We start from the raw sequence: 20,579 nt of genomic DNA on the forward strand, positions 1-20,579 counted from the left end.
TACACGAGTCGCGGACCACTCACTCCGTTTTGCGCATCGATTCAGGAGTCGGTAGTATCGTGGTCGAAACCAGCTCTCGATTTCGTGCAGGGTCTCGACAGCGGAACGTCTGACCAAGAATTAAGAGTCCGCCCTGCATGAGGCCAGACATGGACGACACTCCCCAGGAAATCACTTCCCTCGTTGGACGCGAGGTCTATTCGAACAACGGCGTTTTCGTCGGCGAAGTCGAAGACCTGCGGCTGAACGTCGACGGACAGGCCATCACCGGACTCGCGCTCGGCAACCTCAACTCCGAACTGTTCACCGATGCCACCCGCAGCGGGCAGGGCGTCATCGTTCCCTACCGCTGGGTCCGCGCCGTCGGTGACGTGATCCTGATCAACGACGTCGTCGAACGCGTCCGCCAGCCCGACGAGGAAGAAGAAGAGCTGATCGCGTAGGTTCGATTGGCACGCGGTTCGTCTCCGCTTCCGCAGTTCCCGTCCGCTGAGCGATTTGTCTCTCGGTTCGCGGTCGTTTTCGCGACGTCGACTCGCCGTCCCTGCGTGTCACTCGAGACGAGCAGCCGGTGTGCGGTGGCGCGCGCTGTCGATCGTCGAGTGATAGCGAGGGGCGATCGATGAAACCGCGCGAGGTCGTTGTGAGTAGTGCGAGACCGCCGGTCTCGCCGACCATGTGAACGAACGCTTCTCGCCCGTGAACAGACGGCGGCAAAGCCGCCGTGAGCAGCAATCGGTTGGGGAGGTCGTGGCACTCCCCGTTGCCACGATAGTAGTGCACTTCTTTTCAGTACTACTCTCTTCAACAACACCGGTCCATGCACCTGCGAGTGGAACATTGCGGACGGATCCACCATCCGCGAGCGAAGCGAGCGGTTACCCGCCGGAGCGGGGTGAAACCCCGCGGAGGCGGCCTTTTGGCATCAACGGGTTTTGCCGAGGGCATCGGCGAGCGTCAGAGACGCTCGCCTCAACCCCGGCAAAAGAGGTTGCTGTACTGAACGATCTGTCCAACTCTATAGGAACCCGAAACACACCCGCTCGAACTCGAGAGAGCCGATCGTCAGCTCCCGTTCGACCCCTCGCTGCTGCTGCCCTCGACGCCCATCGCGTCGAACAGCGTCCGTTTGACCGCCTCCTCGGTCAACTCGAGCAGCGTGTCGCGGGTGTCGTCGGAGATCTCGATCCCGGTGAAGATGCCGAGCGGGATCTCCGCGCTGGCCTGGGTCGAGTGGCCGGCCGTCTCGCCCATTTCGCCGTAGGCGTCCTCCAAGACCTTCCCGATGTTGATGCGGATGTCCTTTGATCGACCGGCGAGGAAGATGGTCTCGTCGGCGATGCCGAAGACGGCGGTGGTGGTGACGCCCTCGAGGTTCAGCAGGTGGCTGGCGGCCTGGGTCAGGGCCTCGCGGTCGCGGACGAAGCCGGCGTTGGAGACGAGGTGGCTCCCCTGAACGTCGCGGTTGGTGATCGCCTCCGCGAGGACGTCGAGCGTTTCGGGGGACATCGACGGCGACTCCACCTGCTCTAAGGTATCGTGGTTCGCGAACGGGTAGAGATAGGCGGCTGCGGTGAGGTCGGCGGGGGTCGTATCGCGTTTGAAATCCAGGGTTTCGGCGCGGATGCCGTAGAGGAGCGCCGTCGCAACCTCCTCGGAGACGTTCATGTCGAACTCCTGGATGTACTTCGTCATGATCGTCGACGTCGAGGACATGTTCGGGCGGATGTCGACGAACTTGGGTTCGAACTCCGCCTCCGGCTCGTGGTGGTCGATGACGACGTCGACGGGCAGATTCATCTCGCCGGCGGTCCCGTGGTCGACCAGCGCGACGGTGTCGTAGACCGCGTGGTCCTCGATCTCGTCCCACTGGACCAGATCGATCCCCAGCAGGTTGACGAACGCTCGGTTCTCCTGGTGGCCGACGTCGCCCAGGTAGATGATGTCCGACTCGATGCCGAGGTGGCTCGCGATCGCCTGCAGGGCCGCCGCCGACGCGATCGAGTCCGGATCGGGGCTGTCCTGGGTGACGATCGCCAGCCGCGTCGAGGTCTCCTCTAACAGCTGGGCGAGTTTCCCCGCGTTGTACTCGAGTTCGCCCGACTCGAGGGCGCGCAGGGCGGACTCGGCGATCACCGAGGAGGGGTTGATGACGATGTCGGCGCCGAGTTCCTCGAGTTCGTCCCCGGAGACGGGGTCGCTCGCGCGGGCGACGACGAACTGGGTGTCGTCGACCGCGCGGATGTGTTCGACGGCGCGTTTGTTCGATTCGACGTCCGAGGCGAGGATGAGGACGACGTCCCGGTCGGCGACGAGGTCGGCGGCTTCTGGCTCGCGAATGTCGGCGGTGCGGGCGTCTAAGTCCTGGTCGCGCAGCGATTCGACGCGGCTCTCGTCGCGGTCGACGATGAGGACGTCCTTCCCCTGCTCGACGAGTTCCTCCGCGACCGCGTAACCGACGCTTCCACAGCCGAGAATCGCGTAGTCAGAGATCGACGAGATCGTAACCCCCGTACTCATTACATCTGTGGTCGGAGCGACCACACTTAACGCTCCCGAAGATCCTTATTCTGCGTAGTCCCGGGAGAGAGCGGACTCGAGGACGGTGTCGTGGTGTGTGTCCGTCCGTACCACGACGCAATCCAAAGGAAACGTATTTTAACGGCCGACGAAAAGTCGTAGGTACAGGGCCGGTAGCTCAGTCCGGCAGAGCGTCTGACTCTTAATCAGACGGTCGCGTGTTCAAATCGCGCCCGGCCCGCTTCTCGCCGCGAGCAAATCCGTGAGCGACAGGTAACGGACCCGAAGCGATTTGAAGTAGACCAGAAAGGCGCAGCGGAGCGAGCATTTCTGGGCGTAGTTCAAATCGCGCCCGGCCTGCACCGTCCCAGTTCCTAACTCGCCTTGAATACGCAGCGCTACTGTCAATTATATTGAGTAGTGGACCCCTCATTTAAGAGTCCTCGAGTGAACAGTTCGACACATGTCAGCCATACAAGTGGATGGTCTGACCAAGCGCTTCGGCGACGAGATCGCCCTCGAGGGGCTCGATCTCGCCGTCGAGCGGGGTGAGGTGTTCGGCTTTCTCGGCCCGAACGGCGCGGGGAAGTCGACGACGATCAACCTGCTGCTCGACTTTATGCGCCCGACCGCCGGCAGCGCGTCCGTATTGGGGATGGACACGCGAACCGAGACCGAGGCGATCCGCGCCCGGACCGGCGTCCTCGCGGAGGGGATCGACCTCTACGGGCGGCTGACCGGCCGGCGCCACCTCGAGCTCGCCCTCGAGTGGGCCGACGGAAAGGAGACCCCCAAAGAACTGCTCGAGCGCGTCGGGCTGTCGGTCGCGGACGCCGACCGGAGCGTCGACGAGTACTCAACGGGGATGAAACAGCGTCTCGCGCTCGCGATGGCGCTGGCCGGCGATCCGGACCTGCTCGTGCTCGACGAACCTTCGGCCGGGCTCGACCCCAACGGCATCCGGACCATGCGCGAACTCGTCCGCGCGGAAGCGGCGTCGGGGACGACCGTCTTCTTCTCGAGTCACGACCTCGGACAGGTCGAGGCCGTCTGCGACCGCGTCGCGATCCTCAACGACGGCGAACTCATCACGGTCGACACCGTCGACGGGCTCCGGGAGGCCATCGGGGCGCGCTCGGAGCTGTACCTCCGCCTCGCCGACGAGCCCGGTGCGGACCTCTCGGCGATCGACGGGATCGCTGACGCCGAGTACGAGGACGGCCGGCTCGTGGTGACCTGTGCGGATCCGCGCGCGAAGGCCCGCGCCATCGGGCGGCTCCTCGACGCGGGCGTCGAAGTGCTCGACGTCGACGCGTCGTCGGTCGCCCTCGAGGACGTGTTCGCGGCCTACACCGACGACGAGGTGGATATCGTCCGCGAGGAAGAGACCGCAGCCGACGATAGCCGCGGCCGCCTCTCGGGGGTGCTGGGATGACCGTCACGTGGCGGGACGTCGCGCGCAAGGACTTCGAGGACGTCGTCCGGTCGAAGCTGCTGTGGGCGATCACCGGCGGTTTCGTCGGCCTCCTCGCGTTCTTCCTGCTCGTCGGCTACGTCTCCGGTAATACGGACGAGGCCTCGATGAGCGACCTGTTGGCCGTGATGGGGCAGTTCGTGATCTTCTTTATCCCCCTGATCGCGCTGATCGCGGGCTACATGGCGATCGTCGGAGAGCGTCGGTCCGGGAGCCTGCGCGTCCTCCTGAGTTATCCGTTCTCGCGGGCGGACGTGGTCACCGGCAAGGTCGTCGGACGCAGCGTCGTCGTCGCGGCGACGATCCTGGTCGGATTCCTCGTGGTGACCGCTCTCGGCGTGCCGCTGGCCGACGAATTCTCGGCCGTGGAACTCGCGCAGGTCACCGGACTGACGATCGGACTCGGCGTGACGTTCACGGCGCTCGCCGTCGGTATTTCCGCAGCCACGTCCTCCCGGGGAACCGCCCTCGCGTGGGCCGTCGGCGTCTTCATCCTCCTGCTGGTGATGTGGGAGGCCGTCGCCGTCGGGATCTACTACCTCGTCGCCGGCGCCCGTCCGGGCCTCGAGGTAGAGGCGTGGTACTTCGCGCTCTACCAGGCGAACCCCCTCGAGGCCTACCGGTTCGCCGTCGATCAGGTGACGGGCAACTACGTCTGGCCGATGGTCCAGCTGGGCCTCGAGGACGTGTCGTTCGCCGAGGCCGGCGCGGCGGACCTCCGCGTCGAATCGCGCGTCGACGGCGATCTGCCCGTCTACCTCCGGCCGTGGACCGCCGCGCTGGTATTCGTCGGCTGGATCGCGGTTCCCCTGGCGATCGGCTACCGGCGGTTCGACGCGGCGGACCTCGAGTGACCGACGATCGAAACGGCTTAGTCCGGTTCGTCGGACGCTCGGATATGAACGCTGACGGGCTCGATCCACAGGCGAAGGCGGCCCTCGAGCGTCAGGGGCGACTCCCCTTGCCGCACAATCGCTACGGTCTGAAACTCCTCCGGCTTCTCACCGGCCCGATGATGCGGCTCCGGAACCGAAACGGTCCGAATGTCGGGCGAACGATCGACCGAACGATCCCCGGTCCTGCGGGCGATCTCGACGCCCGCCTCTACCTCCCGGCCGCGTCCGGACCGTACCCGACGATCGTCTTCTTCCACGGCGTCCACGAGAGCGGAGCTCTCGTGCGGTCCATCAGAACTCTTCGATTTCTGAGGAGGGCGGATTCGTGCTGGGGAGTATCGAGACGCACGACTGGCTCTGCCGACACCTGACTCGAGAGAGCGGCTGCGCCGTCCTTTCGGTCGACTACCGTCTCGCCCCCGAACACCCCTTCCCCGCGGCGGTCGAAGACGCCGTCGCCGCCGTCGAGTGGGCCGCCGCACATCCCGACGCAGTCGCCGGGGACGGGCAGGTCGCGGTCGCGGGCGATTCCGCCGGCGGGACGCTCGCCGCCGTCGCCGCGCTCATGGTTGCCGAGCGCGACAGCCCCGAGATCGACTATCAGACGCTTCTCTACCCGGCCGTCGGTATCGACGCGGACCAGCCGTCCGTCAAGGAGCACGCCGGCATCGTCCTCAACGAGGACGACATGGAGTGGTTCAACGAGTGCTACTACCGGACCGAGATCCACAGGCGAAACCCATACGCCGATCCGACGAACACCTGCGACGTCTCCGGAGTCGCCCCGGCGACGATCGTCACCGCCGGCTTCGATCCGCTTCGCGACGGCGGGAAGGCCTACGCCGAACAGCTCGTCCGCGACGGCGTCCCCACGCGCTACGAGAATTATACGGACATGCCACACGGCTTCATGACCCTCCGCGACGTCGACCGCGCTCGCGACGCGATCGCGGCCGTCGCTGACGATCTCGCCGACGCACTTGGGGGCGACTGACCGCACGATTGCACGGTCGAAGTGCGGTCGACTTGCGCCGGCGAGGAACCGCCCACAACGAGCGAACCGACCGGTTCGTTACCGGTCGTCGCGCACGCCGTCCGGGAAGTCGTTGTTCGCGAGTGACACGGACCCGGAATCGCTCGTGATGCGGAGGGAGTTGCCGTCCTCGAGCGAGTGGCTGTAACAGTCCTCGATCTGCACGCCGCTCCCGCCGTTGACGACGATGGGCGTCTTCGTCGTCTCGAACTCGCTGTCGGCGACGAGGTAGTCCTCACCGCGGAGTTCGAGTCCGCGTCGCTTGTCGTCTCCCGGTTGATCGACCGAGAGGCCGACGAACCGACACCCGTCGCGCTCGCAGTAGATCGCGTGGCGGTTCCGGGTTCCGCTCGCGTCGCCGGTGATACGGACGTTCTCGACGTCGGCACCGGTGCCGTCTCCGCCGATCAGACGGATTGCGTTGGCGCTGCCGTGGATCTCGATATCGGTATTCTCGATTGTCACCGGTCCGGCGGCGGGATCGACTCGAATTCCGGCGCTCGGCCGGTAGCCGACCTTGATCTCCGAGTCGGAGATCACGGTGTTCTCGACGTCGTTCATGATTCGTATCGCGTCGCCGTTCGGCTGCGGCGTGTCGACGGTGACGCCCTCGAGCTCCTGCTCGCCGCCGTCGAGTCGGATCGCGTGCTGCCCCTTCGCGTCGTGGGGGTTCTCGTTGACGACGGCGACCGCGTTCCTGATCACGCCGGTCGTTCCGGCGAGGCGGATCGACGCGGTGGCGCTGTTCTCGAACCAGCCCCGCTCGATGCCGACCCGTCCGGTTTCGTTGGACGCGTAGAGTCCGTTGTCCGGGAAGCCGCCGAGACTGCAGTTCTCGAAGACGAGCGTGCCGCGGTGGGGTTGGTTGACGACGATGCCGGTCGGGCCGCGCCACATATTCCCCTCGTTGGGGGTATCGTCGGCGTGGAGGCCGCCGTCCGACGCGCGGAAGGAATAGACGTGCCCCTCGCCGTCGGGGTCGAGGACGTTGAACAGTCCCGGCCCCCACGTCCCGCTGTCGTGGACGCCGTGGATCGTGATTCGCCGCACGGAGAGGCCGTCCTCGACCTCGGCGCTGATGACTCGAATCCCCGTCTCGTCGGCGGTCTGGTCGACGTCGAAGCCCTCGAACCGGAGGTCCCGGCCGGGCCGATCATTGGTTCCCAGCCGGAACAGGCGATACTGCGGCCCGTCGAACTCGTGGTAGTCGGCCGGGACCAGCGTCGCGTCGTAGCCGACGAAACCGACGTTCTCGAAGTCCGTGAACCGCAGCTGTTCGTCCATGTAGTACCGGCCCTCGGGGAACTTCAGGAGCGTGTCGTCGTCGACGAGCTCCTGCAGAACAGGCGTGACGGACTCGTTCCCTTCGGTATCCGCCCCCGCTTCGGCCACGTCGATGACGGTCCCGTAGTGCTCCTCGAGCGGGTGCGCTGACGCCACTCCCGCGACCGAAAGCGCCCCGAGCCCGGCGAGACAACTACTCAGGTACGTTCTTCGACCGATCCCCCGACTTCGTGAATCGTCTGAAGTCACGGCTCTCCGTCGTCTACAATCGGTCTTACATATAGGCTGAGTAATGGATCCGAAACGGTCGCAGCAGCCGACCGACTCTCGGAAGCGGTTCGACGACGGAGCACCCGTTCAATGGCGTTTTAACGCGCCGATCGGCGAGACTTAGCGGCAAACTAAGCGAATCGCCAAGATGTCGGCGACGTGCACAACAGTTGCACTGGCTCGAAGAGTACGGTCTCGAGGCGGTTGCGTCGGATGTCCACCGAGACCGTCGGTCGGCGCTCCCGCGGTCGTAGCGGATGAGTAATAGTACGGCGTCGCGATCGGCGCGACGACGGCACCGAGCTATAAGCCCGCCGTTCCCGTACGTTCGAGCGGCCATGTCCACGACATACGAGGAAATCACGTTCGAGCGGCTGGGCCACGCGAGCAAGCGCATCGAGACTGCTGACGGAACGGTCATCTACGTCGATCCGTGGGGCGAGCAACTCGAGGGGGAACCCGGCGACGGCGATATCGTCTTCGTCACGCACGACGACTTCGACCACTACGATCCCGAAGCGATCGACGCGGTCGCGGGGCCCGCGGTCACCGTCGCCGCCTACGAGGCGATCGACACGAGCGACCTCGCGTCCGACGTGATCGATCTGCCCCTCGAGGGCGAGGTGACCGTCGACGGGATCGACGTCGAGACGGTGCCCGCGTACAACGATCCCGACGGGGAGCACGTCGACGAGGACGGCGAGCCGTTCCACGCCGAGGGCGAGGTGATCGGCCTCCTGCTGGACCTCGAGGAGACGACCGTCTTCATTCCGTCGGACACGGACTTCCTCCCGCACCACGAGTCGATCACCGCGGACGTGTTCGTCCCGCCGATCGGCGGCCACTTCACGATGGACCGCCGCGAGGCCGCCGACTTCGCCCGGAGCGTCGAGGCCGACCTCGTGCTGCCCGAACACTACGACACCTTCGACCCGATCGAAACCGACGCCGACGCCTTCGCCGCCGACCTCGAGGCCGACGGAATTCGCGTCGACCTGTTTTGATCGGGGGTGCAGTGCCGGTCGTCCGCGAGCGATCCGCGGACCCACGGGCTCGTCCGGTTCGTCGTCTCTCGGGTTCGTCGACGCTGTCGGAGACCTTCCGAACGGACTTACAGTCGGCATCGAGTATCGATGTCCGCTGTGAGATGTGTGGACGTACCGAACGGCGGACTCGACGGATCGAAGGGAAACCGAAGTGTTCTGCTATCGTGGCAACCGGGAATCGCCACTCCCTCCCCAGCCGATTCACTCGCTCCCGCTGGTCGCTCGTTCACCACTGGAAGACGCTTCACGTCTTTCAAGCCATTCGCTCGTGCGACTCGCGAAGACCTCGCACGGCTTCCCGCCGCGTCTTCGCTGTGCTCAGACGCGCCGTAAGCGCGCGCCACCACCACTGGATCGGCGCTCTCGAGCCGCTCTTCCCACCCCGTGGGAACTCTCGACGGGTGAAATACCGGTCCGCCGTGTACGAACGGATATGACCGACGAGACACCGCGGACGGACGAGGAGATCAGACGAGCGGTCGTCGATCGGGTCCGTGAGGTCGAGATCATGGGCGGCGATCCGATCGGCGAGCAGTTGATCGAGGACGTCGACGTCGCGGACGGGATCGTCACCTTCACCGTCGACTTCGAACCGGTCGGTCGCGTACTGGCCGACCGGTTGACCGACCAGCTTCGGGGCGCCGGGCTGGCGACCGACGGCGTCATCCACGTCCGGGTCGAGGCCGCCGGCTCCGACGTGCCCGAGACCGGGTTGCCGGTGTCGGGCGTCGACTCGATCATCGCCGTCGGCAGCGCGAAGGGCGGCGTCGGCAAGACGACGATCACCGCCGCGCTCGCGCGGGCGCTCGCCGAGGACGGCCTCGACGTCGGCGTCTTCGACGCGAACGTCTACGCGCCCGACGCGCCGGACCTCCTCGAGGCCGACGGGCCGGTCGCGACGTCGCCGACGGGGAAGCCGATGCCCGTCGAAACCGACGACGGCATTCAGGTCGTCAGCATCGAACTGATCGCCGAGGACGGGCCGGTCGCGTGGCGCGGGGCGATGGTCCACGACGTCGTCAAGGACCTGCTGGGCAACGCCGCCTGGGACGACCGGGACGTGCTGCTCGTCGACCTGCCGCCGGGGATCGGCGACGCCGTCTACACGATCGTCCAGCAGGCGCCGCTGGACGGCGGTCTGCTGGTCTCCACGCCGACCGACGAGTGCGTACGGGCGACCCGACGGACCGCGGCGCTGTACTCGGCCAACGACGTGCCGTCGATCGGCGTCGTGCCCAACATGGTCGGCGCGGCCGAGGGCGAGTCGACCCCCTTCGACGGCGACGCGCTCGCCGAGGACGTCGCCGAGGCGGCCTACGCCGAGATCGACCCCGTCCCGTTCGATCCGGCGCTGCGCGAGCCGACCGCGCGCTCCTTCGCCGACCCCTCGAGCGCCGGCGAACGCGCGATCGATTCGCTCCGCGAGACCGTCCTCGAGTTCATAGAGACGGAGGGCGGACCGGCGGTCCCCGAGGACGCGGTCGACCTGCGCGGGCTCCCGCCCGAGAGCTGCCAGCGGCAGGTAGTCACCGAGTTCGGCGTGGCCGACGAGGAGCCGGTGTCGGTGGTGTTGCGGGGCGATCCCGACGACCTCGTCGACGTCGTCGACGAGAGCCTCGCGCGCGACGGCCGCTCGCTCGAGCGGACCGATGTCGACGATCTGGGCTACGACGGCTGGCTGGTCGAACTCGAGGCGGCGGGTCGGTCGGCGGTCGAGCCGGCGACCTGAGGGCGGCCGGCGACCGACCCAGGAGGCGCGAGCGAACGGCGCCGGTGTGAGACCGTCTCACGGCCACGGGAGGATCCAGAGGAGATCGATGAGACGGTCGAGCCACGATCGGTCGTCGTCCGAGCCGTCGTCTCCGCCGGCGGTTGTGGAGGACATAGTTTTGTTTTTGACACATCGAGAAATAGGTTTTTCTCCGTCCGAACGCGATCGGCGACCGGACCGACCCGTCGAACTACCGTCGGCGATCCCTCGCGGACGAACCGCGTTCCGTCGAAATACTCCTCGAGGCGAGGACGCTGCGGGACGTTCGGGGCGAGGACACTGCCATCGGTTTTCCCGCAATTTTCTCGTCGACTCGAGCGGTACTTCGGCCTCCGCCGACCCCGTTTTAAAGACCCACTATTCAGAGGATTTCGGCCGCAGCGTCCCCAACGCGTGGGAACGGGCGGATCTGGTTAATGAGTGGCTGCGTGAGTATCGACCGTGATGGCATACGGACGACCCACGGACGATCCGCGCTATCCGAACCGCTCACTGAGGGGTTCAGCTGGTGACGATCCGCGCACCACGCGTGCGGGGTGGTACGATGAGTGACGAGGAACCCGACGGGCTCGAGCTGACCCGTCGGGAACTCGGCGCCGCGGCGGCGGGTATCGCCGGCGCGTCCGGCCTCGGTTTCCTCGGCTACCGGCGGCTGACCGGCGAGGAAACCGCCGACGAGGACGGCGAGGGACCGATGAACCCCCTCGAGGAGTACCCAAACGAGGAGTGGGACCAGAAGTACCGCGACATCTGGGAGCCCGACGACTCCTACATGCTCACGTGTACGCCCAACGACACCCACAACTGCTACCTCGAGGCCACGATCAAGAACGGCCAGATCACGCGCCTCGGTCCCTCGATGAACTACGGCGAGGCGACCGACCTCGACGGCAACCAGGCCTCCCAGCGGTGGGACCCCCGCGTCTGTAACAAGGGGCTGGCGATGGTCGAGCGCTTCTACAACGAACGGCGCGTCAAGGCCCCGATGATCCGTCAGGGCTTCAAGCAGTGGGTCGACGACGGCTTCCCGCGCGATTCCGACGGCTCGATGCCCGAGGAATATGCCCGGCGCGGAGAGGACGACTTCGTCGAGGTCTCCCACGAGGAAGCCCACGAGTACGCCGCCCGCACCTTCCTCGAGCTCGCCGACCAGTACAGCGGCGAGAGCGGGATCCAGTCGCTGCTCGATCAGGGCTACGACGAGCGCGTCGTCGAGGAGACGCAGGGCGCCGGCGTCCGGACGATGAAGTTCCGCGGCGGGATGCCGCTGCTCGGCGTCATCAAGCTGTTCGGCCAGTACCGAAACGCCAACTCGATGGCGTTGCTGGACAACTACGTCCGCGACGTTAGCGAGGACGAAGCCCTGGGCGCGATGGGGCTGGACAACTACTCGTTCCACACCGACCTGCCGCCGGGCCACACGATGGTCACCGGTCAGCAGACGGTCGACTTCGACCTCGCGAGCATCGAGTACGCGGACCACATCGTGCTCGACGGGATCAACTACCTGACCTCGAAGATGGCCGACTGTCACTGGCTGACCGAGGCCAAACTGAAGGGGTCGAAGGTCACCGGGATCTTCACCGACTACAACGCGACGGCCTCGAAGTGCGACGAACTCATCACGGTCCGGCCGGCGTCGGACACGGCGCTGTTCCTCGGCGCTGCGCGCGTACTCATCGAGGAAGAGCTCTACGACGAGGAGTACGTCCGGCAGTTCACGGACCTCCCGCTGCTGGTCCGCATGGACGACAACGAACTGCTCCGCGCCAGCGACCTCTCCGCGGACTACGAGCCCGCGGACTTAGAGAAGACCGACGCCGTCGCCGACGACGCGGACCGCCCCGGCGTCGACGTGACGAACATCGACGATCAGGTCATCACGGAGGAGCTCCGCCGCGAGTGGGGCGACTTCGTCGTCCACAACGCCGAGAGCGGCGAGTTCGAGCCGGTCACGCGCGACGACATCGGCGACGACTTCGACGTTCCCGCGACGATCGAGGGCGAGTTCGAGATCGAGCTCGCCGACGGCGAGACCGTCGAAGTGCGGACGGTGTTCGACCTGATCAAGGAACACCTCGTCGGCACCTGGGACCTCGAGTCGACCGCCGAAGTCACGGGGACCGATCCGCAGGCGATCGAGAACCTGGCCCAGGACTTCGCGGACAACCAGCAGAGCACGATGCTGCTGACCGGGATGGGGCCGAACCACTACGCGAACGCCGACCAGCACGGCCGTGCGGTGTTCCTGCTGGCGTCGCTGACGCGGAACGTCGGCTACCAGACGGGGAACGTCGGTTCCTACTCCGGGAACTACCGGATGGCGTACTTCAACGGCGTCGGCCAGTACGCCAACGAGGATCCGTTCGACGTCGAACTCGATCCCGAGGAGCCGGCCACCACCGAGAAGCGCTGGGACGCCCACTCGGCGCACTTCTACACGAACCTCGACAAGCCGCTGAAGGTCGACGGCGAGTACTTCCAGGGCGACTCGCACATGCACACGCCCACGAAGTCGATCTGGGTGTCGGGGTCGAACTCCATCCTCGGCAACGCGAAGGGGACCTACAAGATCATCGAGAAGGCCCTGCGCACCGGCGACATCGAGGCCTTCTTCACCAACGAGTGGTGGTGGTCGATGACCTGCGAGTACTCCGACATCGTCTTCCCGGCGGACTCGTGGGCCGAACACCACGTCCACGACATCACCGCCTCCGTCACGAACCCCTTCATCACGACGATGCCGGAGACGGAGATCGACCGGATCTACAACACGCTCAACGACACTCAACACTACAAGGGCGTCGCCGAGAAGCTCGCCGAACTCACCGGCGACAGTCGCTTCGAGGACTACTGGGCGTTCATCGACGAGGAGGAGTACCAGGCCAAACCCTACATCCAGCGCATCTTCGATCACTCCAACGCCGTCAAAGGGTACGACGTCGAGAACCTGCTGGAAGACGCCCGCGAGGGGACACCGGCGATCATCATGACCCGGACCTACCCCAAGCACGTCGGCAACGAGCAGACCCAGGACTCCCAGCCCTGGTACACGAAGACCGGGCGCCTCGAGTTCTTCCGCGAGGAGGAGGAGTTCGCCGAGGCCGGCGAGCACATCCCCCTCCACCGGGAGCCGATGGACGCGACGCCCTACGAGCCGAACGTCATCGTCGACGACAGCGACAGTCCGGTGATCGCGCCCGAGACCCCCGGCGACCGCGGCTGGGACAGCGAGGCGAAGGCCCGCGACACCAACGACCGACAGGTCCGCAATGAGATCCGGTCGCCGTCGGAACTGGTCGACACGACCCATCCCCTGACCGATGTCGACGACGGCTACGACTACGTCTACATGACGCCGAAGTACCGCCACGGGACCCACACCTTCGGCGCCGACCTGAAGGACATGGCCGTCTGGTGGAGCAACTTCGGCGACATGGGCCGGGAGACGGAGCGCGACTCCTTCGACCAGCGCAAACCGTTCGTCGGCGAGGGCTACGTCGAGATGAACCCCGAGGACGCCCGCGAGGAGGGGCTCCAGGACGGCGATTACGTGTGGGTCGACGCCGACCCCTCGGACCGTCCGTACCCGGGCTACGACCCCGACGACGAGAAGACTGAGTACACGCGGGCGATGATGCGAGTCCGCTACCAGCCGAGCATCCCGCGAGGGGTCACGCGGAGCTGGATGAACGTCAGCCAGACCTCCCACAAGTCCTACGAGGCCCAGGAGGAACGCGAGGACGGGAAGGCCCAGTCCGAGGACACGAACTACGTGTCGATGTACCGCAGCGGCGGTCACCAGTCGATGACCTCGACGTGGCTGCGACGGACCTGGCTGACCGATACGCTGCCCCGAAAGGGCATGTTCGGACAGAACGTCGACGTCGGCTTCGAGCCCGACGTCCACGCCGCCAACGGCGCGCCCAAGGAGTCGTTCGTCAAGATCGAGAAGGCCGAAGACGGCGGCGTGAACGAGGACGGCGAGCCCGATGGTGACTGGCGACCAGTCGGAGAGGGCGTCCGTCCGACCCAGGAGAACGACCGGATGAAACAGTACCTAGAGGGCGGTTTCACGAGCGAATCAGACTGAGGTGACTCACAATGGCAGAAGTTTACAACTGGCAGATCGGCCGCGAGATGGAGTACCCGTACCCGGAAGCGCGTCCGGAGAAACAGTGGGGCGCAGTGTTCGACCTGAACAAGTGTATCGCGTGCCAGACGTGCTCGCTGTCGTGTAAGACGACCTGGACCAACAACGAGGGCCAGGAGCACATGTTCTGGAACAACGTCGAGACCAAGCCCTACGGCTCCTACCCGCTGCAGTGGGACGTCGAGATCCTCGACCGACTCGGCGTCCACGAGTGGGGGTCGGACGGCGTCTACGACGGCGACACGATCTTCGAGGCCCGCGACTTCGACTGGGAGTCGATGGCGGCCGACGACGATCCGGAAACCATGCACAGCGAGGGGATCGAGGGCTTCCGTCCCGACGACGAGGACTGGGCCCAACCGAACCTCGGCGAGGACGAACCCACCGGTCAGGAGTTCGAGTCGGATACCCACATCGACGAGGACCACCACCCGACGTGGTTCTTCTACCTTCCCAGAGTCTGTAACCACTGCACGTTCGCCGCCTGCGCCGGCGGCTGTCCCGTCCAGGCCATCTACAAGCGCCAGGAGGACGGTATCGTCCTGCTCGACGAGGACAGCTGTCAGTCCTTCCAGGAGTGCGTTCGCGCCTGCCCCTTCGGGAAGTCGATCTACAACTCCGTCGCGATGAACTCCCAGAAGTGCGTCGGCTGCTACCCGAAGGTCGAGCAGGGGAAGGTCCCGCAGTGCTTCGAGAACTGTCTCGGCAAGATCCGGATGCACGGCTGGGTCAACACCCCCGAGAACGCCGACACCTCCGCGCCCGTCGACTACATGGTCCACGACGCCGAGGTCGCGCTCCCGCTGTACCCCCAGCTGGGGCTCGAGCCCAACGTCTACTACATCCCACCGATCAACGTCCCGACGGACTACTTGGAACAGATGTTCGGCCCGGGCGTCGAGGAAGCCCAGGAGACCTACCGGAAGGCCCGCCGCGGCGACGAGGAGTACCGCAAGCTCCGCGGCGTCTTGCACCTGATGGGATCGACCGAGTGGCGCATCGAGGAGTTCGAAGTGACCGACGAGGAAGCGATCGGCTACGACCAGGACGGCCACACGGTCGCCCGCGTTCCGATGGAGGAACCGACCTACCAGCGCGATCGCTTCGACAGCCAGCACGACGCCTACCGGCTCGACATCGCGTAACGACTACGAACCCACCATAGCCACACCAATGTCACGACCAGACCACCACGTTCACCGCGCGCGACTGTACAAGCTCGCGTCGATGGCGTTCGACCGGCCGACCGACGACCTTCGCGAGGCGATCCGCTCCGACGAGTTCGACGACCAGCTCGTCGAGTCCGCCGCGGCGCTCGGCGACGACGACCTCCGCGAGCACGCCGAGACGGTCGCCGAGTTGAGCCCCGACGACGCCGACGAGATCGAGGACTGCTACTCGACGTACGCCGCGCTGTTCGGCTTCGAGCAGGGCGGCGAGATTCAGCAGTACGAGGTCGAGTACGGTTCGGGCACGCTCGTGACGAACACCGACACGCTCGCCGACATCGCCGGCTTCTACGGTGCGTTCGACCTCGACCTCGAGGACGGCAACCGCGAGCGGGTCGACCACCTCTGCATCGAACTCGAGTTCGTCTCCCACCTGGCCCTGCAGACGGCCTACCTCGAGCAGTCGGACGATCAACAGGGCGTCGACATCGTCTCGAACGCCCAGGCGGACTTCCTCGAGGATCACCTCGGGCGCTGGGTCCCGCGGTTCCGAGAGACGGTCCACGACGACGCCGACGACCCGTTCTATCGGGCGCTCGCGGATCTCGTGGTAGCGCTGGTCGAGACTGACGCCGACCGGTTCGGGATCGAACCGGACGTCTTCCCCGAGGTGCCGCCGGCGCCGACCGAGGGGCTCACCGGCGGCGGCGACGGGGACTTCCGGTGTGGAACCTGCGGCTCGAACGGATCGGGGACGCCGACCCCCTCGCCCGGCAGCGCCGAGATGCCGATGGGTGACCGCGACGGCCCGCACTGACGGCGACAGCGGCCTCGCGGCGGGGCGTCCGTCGAGCGGCGTCGTCGACCCGGTCTCGAGTGGCAGCGCCGTCACGCCGTGACCCGCACCCGTCTCGTGCCACAGTTCGGGTGAGCGCCATCGCCGCCGCTGACCGGAACGACGATACCCGCGACGGCGCGTGCCCGCGTCGAACGAGTCTTCCGTTCGTCCCCCGAAGCGACCCTACCAGAGATGAGTCAGGAGCCACCGTTTCGCGTCGTCTGTCTTGCCGGGCCGAGCGATTCGGGGAAGACCACGCTCGTCGAACGGCTCGTTCCGCGACTGGCCGATCACGGCCGCGTCGCGACGGTCAAGTCGATCCACCACGACATCGAGATCGACACGCCGGGCGCCGACACCCACCGCCACCGAACCGCGGGCGCCGAGACGGTCGTCGGCGTCACCCCCGAACTCACGTTCGACATCACCGCTCGCGGCAAGCGCGACCCGCCGGACCGATCCGACGGTGACGCCGTGCTCGAGGGCGAGGCCGACGATCCGGAGCTCCGAGCGCTCGCGAGCACGCTCCAGCGCCTCGAGGAGCGGGGATACGCGTTCGTCGTCGTCGAGGGGTTCTCGGCGGCCCCATTGGCGACGATCCTCGTCGGCGACCGCGACCCGAGTGCGGTCGGCGGCCCCGTCGTCGGCCGCGGCGCAGACGACCTCGAGGCGCTCGTCGAGACGATCCGCGGGCTCGAGCCCCTCATCAAGCGCGAGTGACCGGGCCTCCGCTGGCCGACGGCGACGAACGAACGTGGGTCGACAATCGAACTCGTGCCGATCGTCGATCTACCGCCACCGCGGGCCGTCCCGCGATCGAGTACCGGGCGTTCCTCGGATCGATCGAGTACCCGCTATCGAAACCTGTTTCGGTTATCTTCCCGCAAAATAGGAACGAGAACCAGTTATATTGAACGGCGGGTTCGAGTGAGACGTATGGTGACTCGCGGCGACGATCCCCGGACGAAACGCGGTGCCGGACCGGCCGGCGGCGGTCGCCGGGCCTTTCTCGCGGCCGCGAGCGCGACGGCGGCCGGCATCGTCGGGACGGCCGGCTGTCTCGGCACGGCCGACCGCGTGCGGGTCCTCTCGGCCGGGAGCCTCGCCGTCGCGCTCGAGGAGACGGTCGGTCCGGCCTTCGAGTCCGAGATGGGACGCAGCTATCAGGGCGAGTACCACGGGTCGACCGTCGTGATGCGGATGATCGAGGAGGGGACCAAACACCCTGACGTGGTCGTCAGCGCCGATACCGAGCTGTTGCGAGACCGGCTCTACCCCGAGCGGACGGACTGGGACGTCGAGTTCGCCGCTAACGAGGTCGGCATCGCCTACGATCCCGACACGGCCCTCGGCGGCCGACTCGCGGGGGACGAGCCGTGGTACGAGGTCATCGTCGATGCCGGTGCGAACGACCTCGCGATCAGCGATCCCGACCTGGACCCGCTCGGCTACCGGGCCGCCCAGCTGTTCGAACTCGCCGAGCGTCGACACGATCTCGAGGGGTTTCGCGAGGCGATGCTCGATACCGCCTCCCGCGAGCCCGACGAGTCGAAGCTACTGACCGGCGTCGAGGCCGGAAACCGCGCCTGTGCGGTCGTTTACCGGAACATGGCCGTCGATCACGAACTGCCGTTCTGCGAGTTGCCCGACGCGTACAACTTCGGGGATCCGACGCACGCCGAGACGTACGCGACGGCGACGTACACGACCGACGAGGGGTACGCGGCCCGCGGTCGGCCGGCGGTCTACAACGCGACGGTCCGGGCCGACGCCGACAACCCCGACGCCGGCCGGGAGTTCGTTTCCTTCCTGCTCGAGGAGCCCGCGCTCCTGGAGGACTGCGGGCTCCGCGTCGGCGATGCGCTCCCGCGATCGAACGGGAACGTGCCGGAGGCGATCGAGCCGTGACCGATATCGGTGCGCGGACGGACGATGCGAACGCGTCCCCGTTCGGGAGCGGCCTCGAGCGCCTGACTGACGGGATGGCCGTTCCGGCACTGCTAGGCGCGGTGTTGCTCGCGTACTTCGTCGTCCCGTTCGCCGTGTTCTTCGCGCAGGTGGGCTCGGTCGACGTGATCGGCGGCCTCGCCGACCCCGCCACGCGAGACGCAATCAGGACCTCGCTGGTGACGGCACCGATCTCGACGGCCGCCGCGACCGTCTTCGGCGTCCCGCTCGCGTACGTCCTCTCGCGGGCCAACTTTCGCGGCAAGCGCCTCCTCGAGGCCGCCGTCTCGCTGCCCCTAGTCCTGCCGCCGATCGTCGGCGGCGTGATGCTGCTGACCGTCGTCGGCCGGTATACGCCGATCGGTTCGACGGCGGCGGCGCTCGGCGTGCCGCTGACCGACAGCTACGCCGGCGTGATCCTCGCCCAGACGTTCGTCGCCGCGCCGTTTCTCGTCGTCACCGTCCGCGCCGGCTTCGACGACGTCGATCCGCGCGTCGAGGAGGCCGCCCGGACGCTGGGGTACGGGCGCCTCGAGACGGTCCGACTGGTCTCGTTGCCGCTGGCGCGAAACGCCATCGCTGCGGGGATCGTCCTGACGTTCGTCCGGGCACTCGGCGAGTTCGGCGCCACGATGATGGTCGCGTACAACCCGCGGACGATGCCGACGCGCATCGACGTCTTGCGAATCGCCCGCGGTCTCGAGGCGATCGTCCCGATCGCGCTGGCGCTACTGGTTATTACAGTCGGCGTGGTCGCGCTCGTTCAGGTGCTCGTCGGGTCAGCGCGTCGGTACTGACGGTGAACCGGTAATAGCTTATGGAAGACGTGCTTGCAAGATACATCAGTAATAGTGTAATTCGGTTTCATCACCGCTAATCTCTTTGGAAATGGGGTTATTGGGATCCCCGTCGTACTCATGGTTGAACTCATGACATCGATCGCAGACATCGAGATTCCGGCCGACGGAACCGGAACCGGCGAGCTGTTCGAGGCCGTCCCCTCACTGACCTGTGAAATGGAGCGCGTGATCGCCTCGAGCGGCCACGGCCTCTGGCTGTCGGGCCCATCCCAGGAGGATATCGAGACGGCGCTGAACGACGCCTCGGCGATCGGTGCCTACGCGCTGATCAACAGCGAGGACGACCGGTGGCTCTACGACATCGAGTTCGAACCGGACACCATCGACATCTTCGAGCTGATCCTCGAGGAGAACGGCACCGTACTGAGCGCCTCGGCCTCGAGTGACACGTGGCTGCTGAGCATTCGGTTCGCCGACCGCGAGAGCGTGAGTTCGCTCTACGACCGGTTCGACGAGGCCGGCGTCACGCCGACGATCGTTCGCCTGTTCGATCTCGCAGAGGAGACGAAAAGCCAGTGTGGCCTCACCGCTCGGCAATACGAGACCCTCGTCGCGGCCATCGATCACGGCTACTTCGAGATCCCCCGTGAGGTCTCGATGCAAGAGCTGTCGGAGGAGCTCGGCATCTCCCACCAGGCGCTCTCCGAGCGCCTCCGCCGGGCCTATCGCGCGCTCGTCACCTCGGAGCTAAACGTCTCCGAGGACGAGACCGTGGCCCCGCCGGTGCCCTCGAACTGAGCAGGTCAACACTGGTCCAGCCGACTCGCGGTTCCGCCGGCCACTTCCGGCGGCACTCGATGTTTTCGCATCGGCATCACACGGTTCTCGCAGTTTGACACCCGTTGATCTGTTGGGCGCGTAGCGGCGTCCTCCGAGAGGTGTAGCCGTTGTATTCAGCGTTCCGTGTGTGCTGTTGAATTCAGCGTCCCGCGTAGACCGTTCATCCTGTAGACGACTGACAGAACCGAGGTCAGAGAGACAACTGGAACGCGTCGGAGAGTGGTGGGACAGTCGGCACGCTTCGGTCCGCGTGAGCGACGAGTAACGCGTTCCGTATCCGGGACGCTTCTCCGTAGGATAGAATGTTACATCACTGGTTCAATTGGCCAAACATCATCACAAATTCCATGTAAAATCCATTTCGTTCGTTGAACCAGAACGGAGTTACGAAGTCGTGAATAACAGCCAGTGATGGCAACAGAGGATCAACGGTCGAATCGAACTACCACCGATCGCACCGAATCGAATCGTAAGATCGTCATTACACGGAATCGGGTATTTCGGTTCCTATTCACGAATAAAAACGTTCAGCACGCGG

Annotated in this window: 14 protein-coding genes, 1 tRNA gene and 1 pseudogene; 14 read left to right on the plus strand and 2 right to left on the minus strand. The window is 66.1% G+C overall.

The genetic code is table 11. The features are described from left to right. Positions 1–149 precede the first annotated feature (149 nt). A complete protein-coding gene (locus HTUR_RS08040; protein ID WP_049941657.1) occupies positions 150–443 on the plus strand; it encodes a PRC-barrel domain-containing protein in 294 nt (97 codons plus the stop codon). A gap of 622 nt (positions 444–1,065) precedes the next feature. Here the strand turns inward: HTUR_RS08040 and HTUR_RS08045 are convergent. Then, the gene (locus tag HTUR_RS08045) at positions 1,066–2,520 is read right to left on the minus strand and encodes a DHH family phosphoesterase (RefSeq protein WP_012942823.1); all 1,455 of its coding nucleotides are present in this window, start codon (positions 2,518–2,520) and stop codon (positions 1,066–1,068) included. A gap of 167 nt (positions 2,521–2,687) precedes the next feature. On the opposite strand from HTUR_RS08045, the gene HTUR_RS08050 reads away from it, so the two are divergent. From HTUR_RS08050 to HTUR_RS08065, 4 genes and pseudogenes are all read left to right on the plus strand, one after another. Beyond that, a tRNA-Lys gene (locus tag HTUR_RS08050) sits at positions 2,688–2,761 on the plus strand. A gap of 222 nt (positions 2,762–2,983) precedes the next feature. Beyond that, entirely contained in the window at positions 2,984–3,955 is a 972-nt protein-coding gene (locus HTUR_RS08055) for an ABC transporter ATP-binding protein (protein ID WP_012942824.1), read from the plus strand. After that, positions 3,952–4,848 (plus strand): ABC transporter permease, encoded by an 897-nt coding sequence (locus HTUR_RS08060; RefSeq protein WP_012942825.1) that lies wholly within the window; start codon positions 3,952–3,954, stop codon positions 4,846–4,848. The genes HTUR_RS08055 and HTUR_RS08060 overlap by 4 nt, the downstream gene beginning before the upstream one ends. A gap of 44 nt (positions 4,849–4,892) precedes the next feature. Beyond that, positions 4,893–5,884 (plus strand): annotated as a pseudogene (locus HTUR_RS08065) (alpha/beta hydrolase). A 78-nt stretch (positions 5,885–5,962) separates the two neighbouring features. Here HTUR_RS08065 and HTUR_RS08070 read toward each other — a convergent pair. Then, entirely contained in the window at positions 5,963–7,363 is a 1,401-nt protein-coding gene (locus tag HTUR_RS08070) for a hypothetical protein (RefSeq protein ID WP_012942826.1), read from the minus strand. 452 nt (positions 7,364–7,815) lie between these two features. Between HTUR_RS08070 and HTUR_RS08075 the strand changes: the two genes are divergently transcribed. The 9 genes from HTUR_RS08075 to HTUR_RS08120 all read left to right on the plus strand — a co-directional run bounded on the left by HTUR_RS08075 (position 7,816) and on the right by HTUR_RS08120 (position 19,999). After that, positions 7,816–8,481, plus strand: a complete 666-nt coding sequence (locus tag HTUR_RS08075; RefSeq protein ID WP_012942827.1) for an MBL fold metallo-hydrolase — start codon at positions 7,816–7,818, stop codon at positions 8,479–8,481. Positions 8,482–8,956: 475 nt separating this feature from the next. After that, positions 8,957–10,252 (plus strand): P-loop NTPase, encoded by a 1,296-nt coding sequence (locus HTUR_RS08080; RefSeq protein WP_012942828.1) that lies wholly within the window; start codon positions 8,957–8,959, stop codon positions 10,250–10,252. Positions 10,253–10,838: 586 nt separating this feature from the next. After that, positions 10,839–14,387 (plus strand): molybdopterin-dependent oxidoreductase, encoded by a 3,549-nt coding sequence (locus HTUR_RS08085; protein ID WP_012942830.1) that lies wholly within the window; start codon positions 10,839–10,841, stop codon positions 14,385–14,387. An 11-nt stretch (positions 14,388–14,398) separates the two neighbouring features. Continuing rightward, positions 14,399–15,592, plus strand: a complete 1,194-nt coding sequence (locus HTUR_RS08090; protein WP_012942831.1) for a 4Fe-4S dicluster domain-containing protein — start codon at positions 14,399–14,401, stop codon at positions 15,590–15,592. A 28-nt stretch (positions 15,593–15,620) separates the two neighbouring features. Then, positions 15,621–16,433 (plus strand): TorD/DmsD family molecular chaperone, encoded by an 813-nt coding sequence (locus HTUR_RS08095; protein ID WP_012942832.1) that lies wholly within the window; start codon positions 15,621–15,623, stop codon positions 16,431–16,433. Between the two features lie 213 nt (positions 16,434–16,646). After that, positions 16,647–17,174: a molybdopterin-guanine dinucleotide biosynthesis protein B gene (mobB, locus tag HTUR_RS08100; protein ID WP_012942833.1), complete on the plus strand. Its 528-nt coding sequence runs from the start codon at positions 16,647–16,649 to the stop codon at positions 17,172–17,174. Positions 17,175–17,390: 216 nt separating this feature from the next. Beyond that, entirely contained in the window at positions 17,391–18,362 is a 972-nt protein-coding gene (locus HTUR_RS08110; RefSeq protein ID WP_012942834.1) for an extracellular solute-binding protein, read from the plus strand. After that, on the plus strand, positions 18,359–19,198 hold the full coding sequence (locus tag HTUR_RS08115; protein WP_012942835.1) for an ABC transporter permease: 840 nt from the start codon (positions 18,359–18,361) through the stop codon (positions 19,196–19,198). The genes HTUR_RS08110 and HTUR_RS08115 overlap by 4 nt, the downstream gene beginning before the upstream one ends. A gap of 132 nt (positions 19,199–19,330) precedes the next feature. Next, positions 19,331–19,999: a helix-turn-helix domain-containing protein gene (locus HTUR_RS08120; protein ID WP_049941851.1), complete on the plus strand. Its 669-nt coding sequence runs from the start codon at positions 19,331–19,333 to the stop codon at positions 19,997–19,999. The last annotated feature ends 580 nt before the right edge of the window (positions 20,000–20,579 follow it).

It is taken from the genome of Haloterrigena turkmenica DSM 5511, from assembly GCF_000025325.1.
Lineage (GTDB): Archaea > Halobacteriota > Halobacteria > Halobacteriales > Natrialbaceae > Haloterrigena > Haloterrigena turkmenica.

Excerpts from the sequence above, each read along its gene's own strand:
- HTUR_RS08085 (WP_012942830.1), top strand. The coding sequence starts at position 10,839 with ATGAGTGACGAGGAACCCGACGGGCTCGAGCTGACCCGTCGGGAACTC.
- HTUR_RS08120 (WP_049941851.1), top strand. The coding sequence starts at position 19,331 with ATGACATCGATCGCAGACATCGAGATTCCGGCCGACGGAACCGGAACC.
- HTUR_RS08080 (WP_012942828.1), top strand. The coding sequence starts at position 8,957 with ATGACCGACGAGACACCGCGGACGGACGAGGAGATCAGACGAGCGGTC.
- HTUR_RS08060 (WP_012942825.1), top strand. The coding sequence starts at position 3,952 with ATGACCGTCACGTGGCGGGACGTCGCGCGCAAGGACTTCGAGGACGTC.
- HTUR_RS08040 (WP_049941657.1), top strand. The coding sequence starts at position 150 with ATGGACGACACTCCCCAGGAAATCACTTCCCTCGTTGGACGCGAGGTC.
- mobB (WP_012942833.1), top strand. The coding sequence starts at position 16,647 with ATGAGTCAGGAGCCACCGTTTCGCGTCGTCTGTCTTGCCGGGCCGAGC.
- HTUR_RS08090 (WP_012942831.1), top strand. The coding sequence starts at position 14,399 with ATGGCAGAAGTTTACAACTGGCAGATCGGCCGCGAGATGGAGTACCCG.
- HTUR_RS08055 (WP_012942824.1), top strand. The coding sequence starts at position 2,984 with ATGTCAGCCATACAAGTGGATGGTCTGACCAAGCGCTTCGGCGACGAG.
- HTUR_RS08075 (WP_012942827.1), top strand. The coding sequence starts at position 7,816 with ATGTCCACGACATACGAGGAAATCACGTTCGAGCGGCTGGGCCACGCG.
- HTUR_RS08045 (WP_012942823.1), bottom strand. The coding sequence starts at position 2,520 with ATGAGTACGGGGGTTACGATCTCGTCGATCTCTGACTACGCGATTCTC.
- HTUR_RS08110 (WP_012942834.1), top strand. The coding sequence starts at position 17,391 with ATGGTGACTCGCGGCGACGATCCCCGGACGAAACGCGGTGCCGGACCG.
- HTUR_RS08095 (WP_012942832.1), top strand. The coding sequence starts at position 15,621 with ATGTCACGACCAGACCACCACGTTCACCGCGCGCGACTGTACAAGCTC.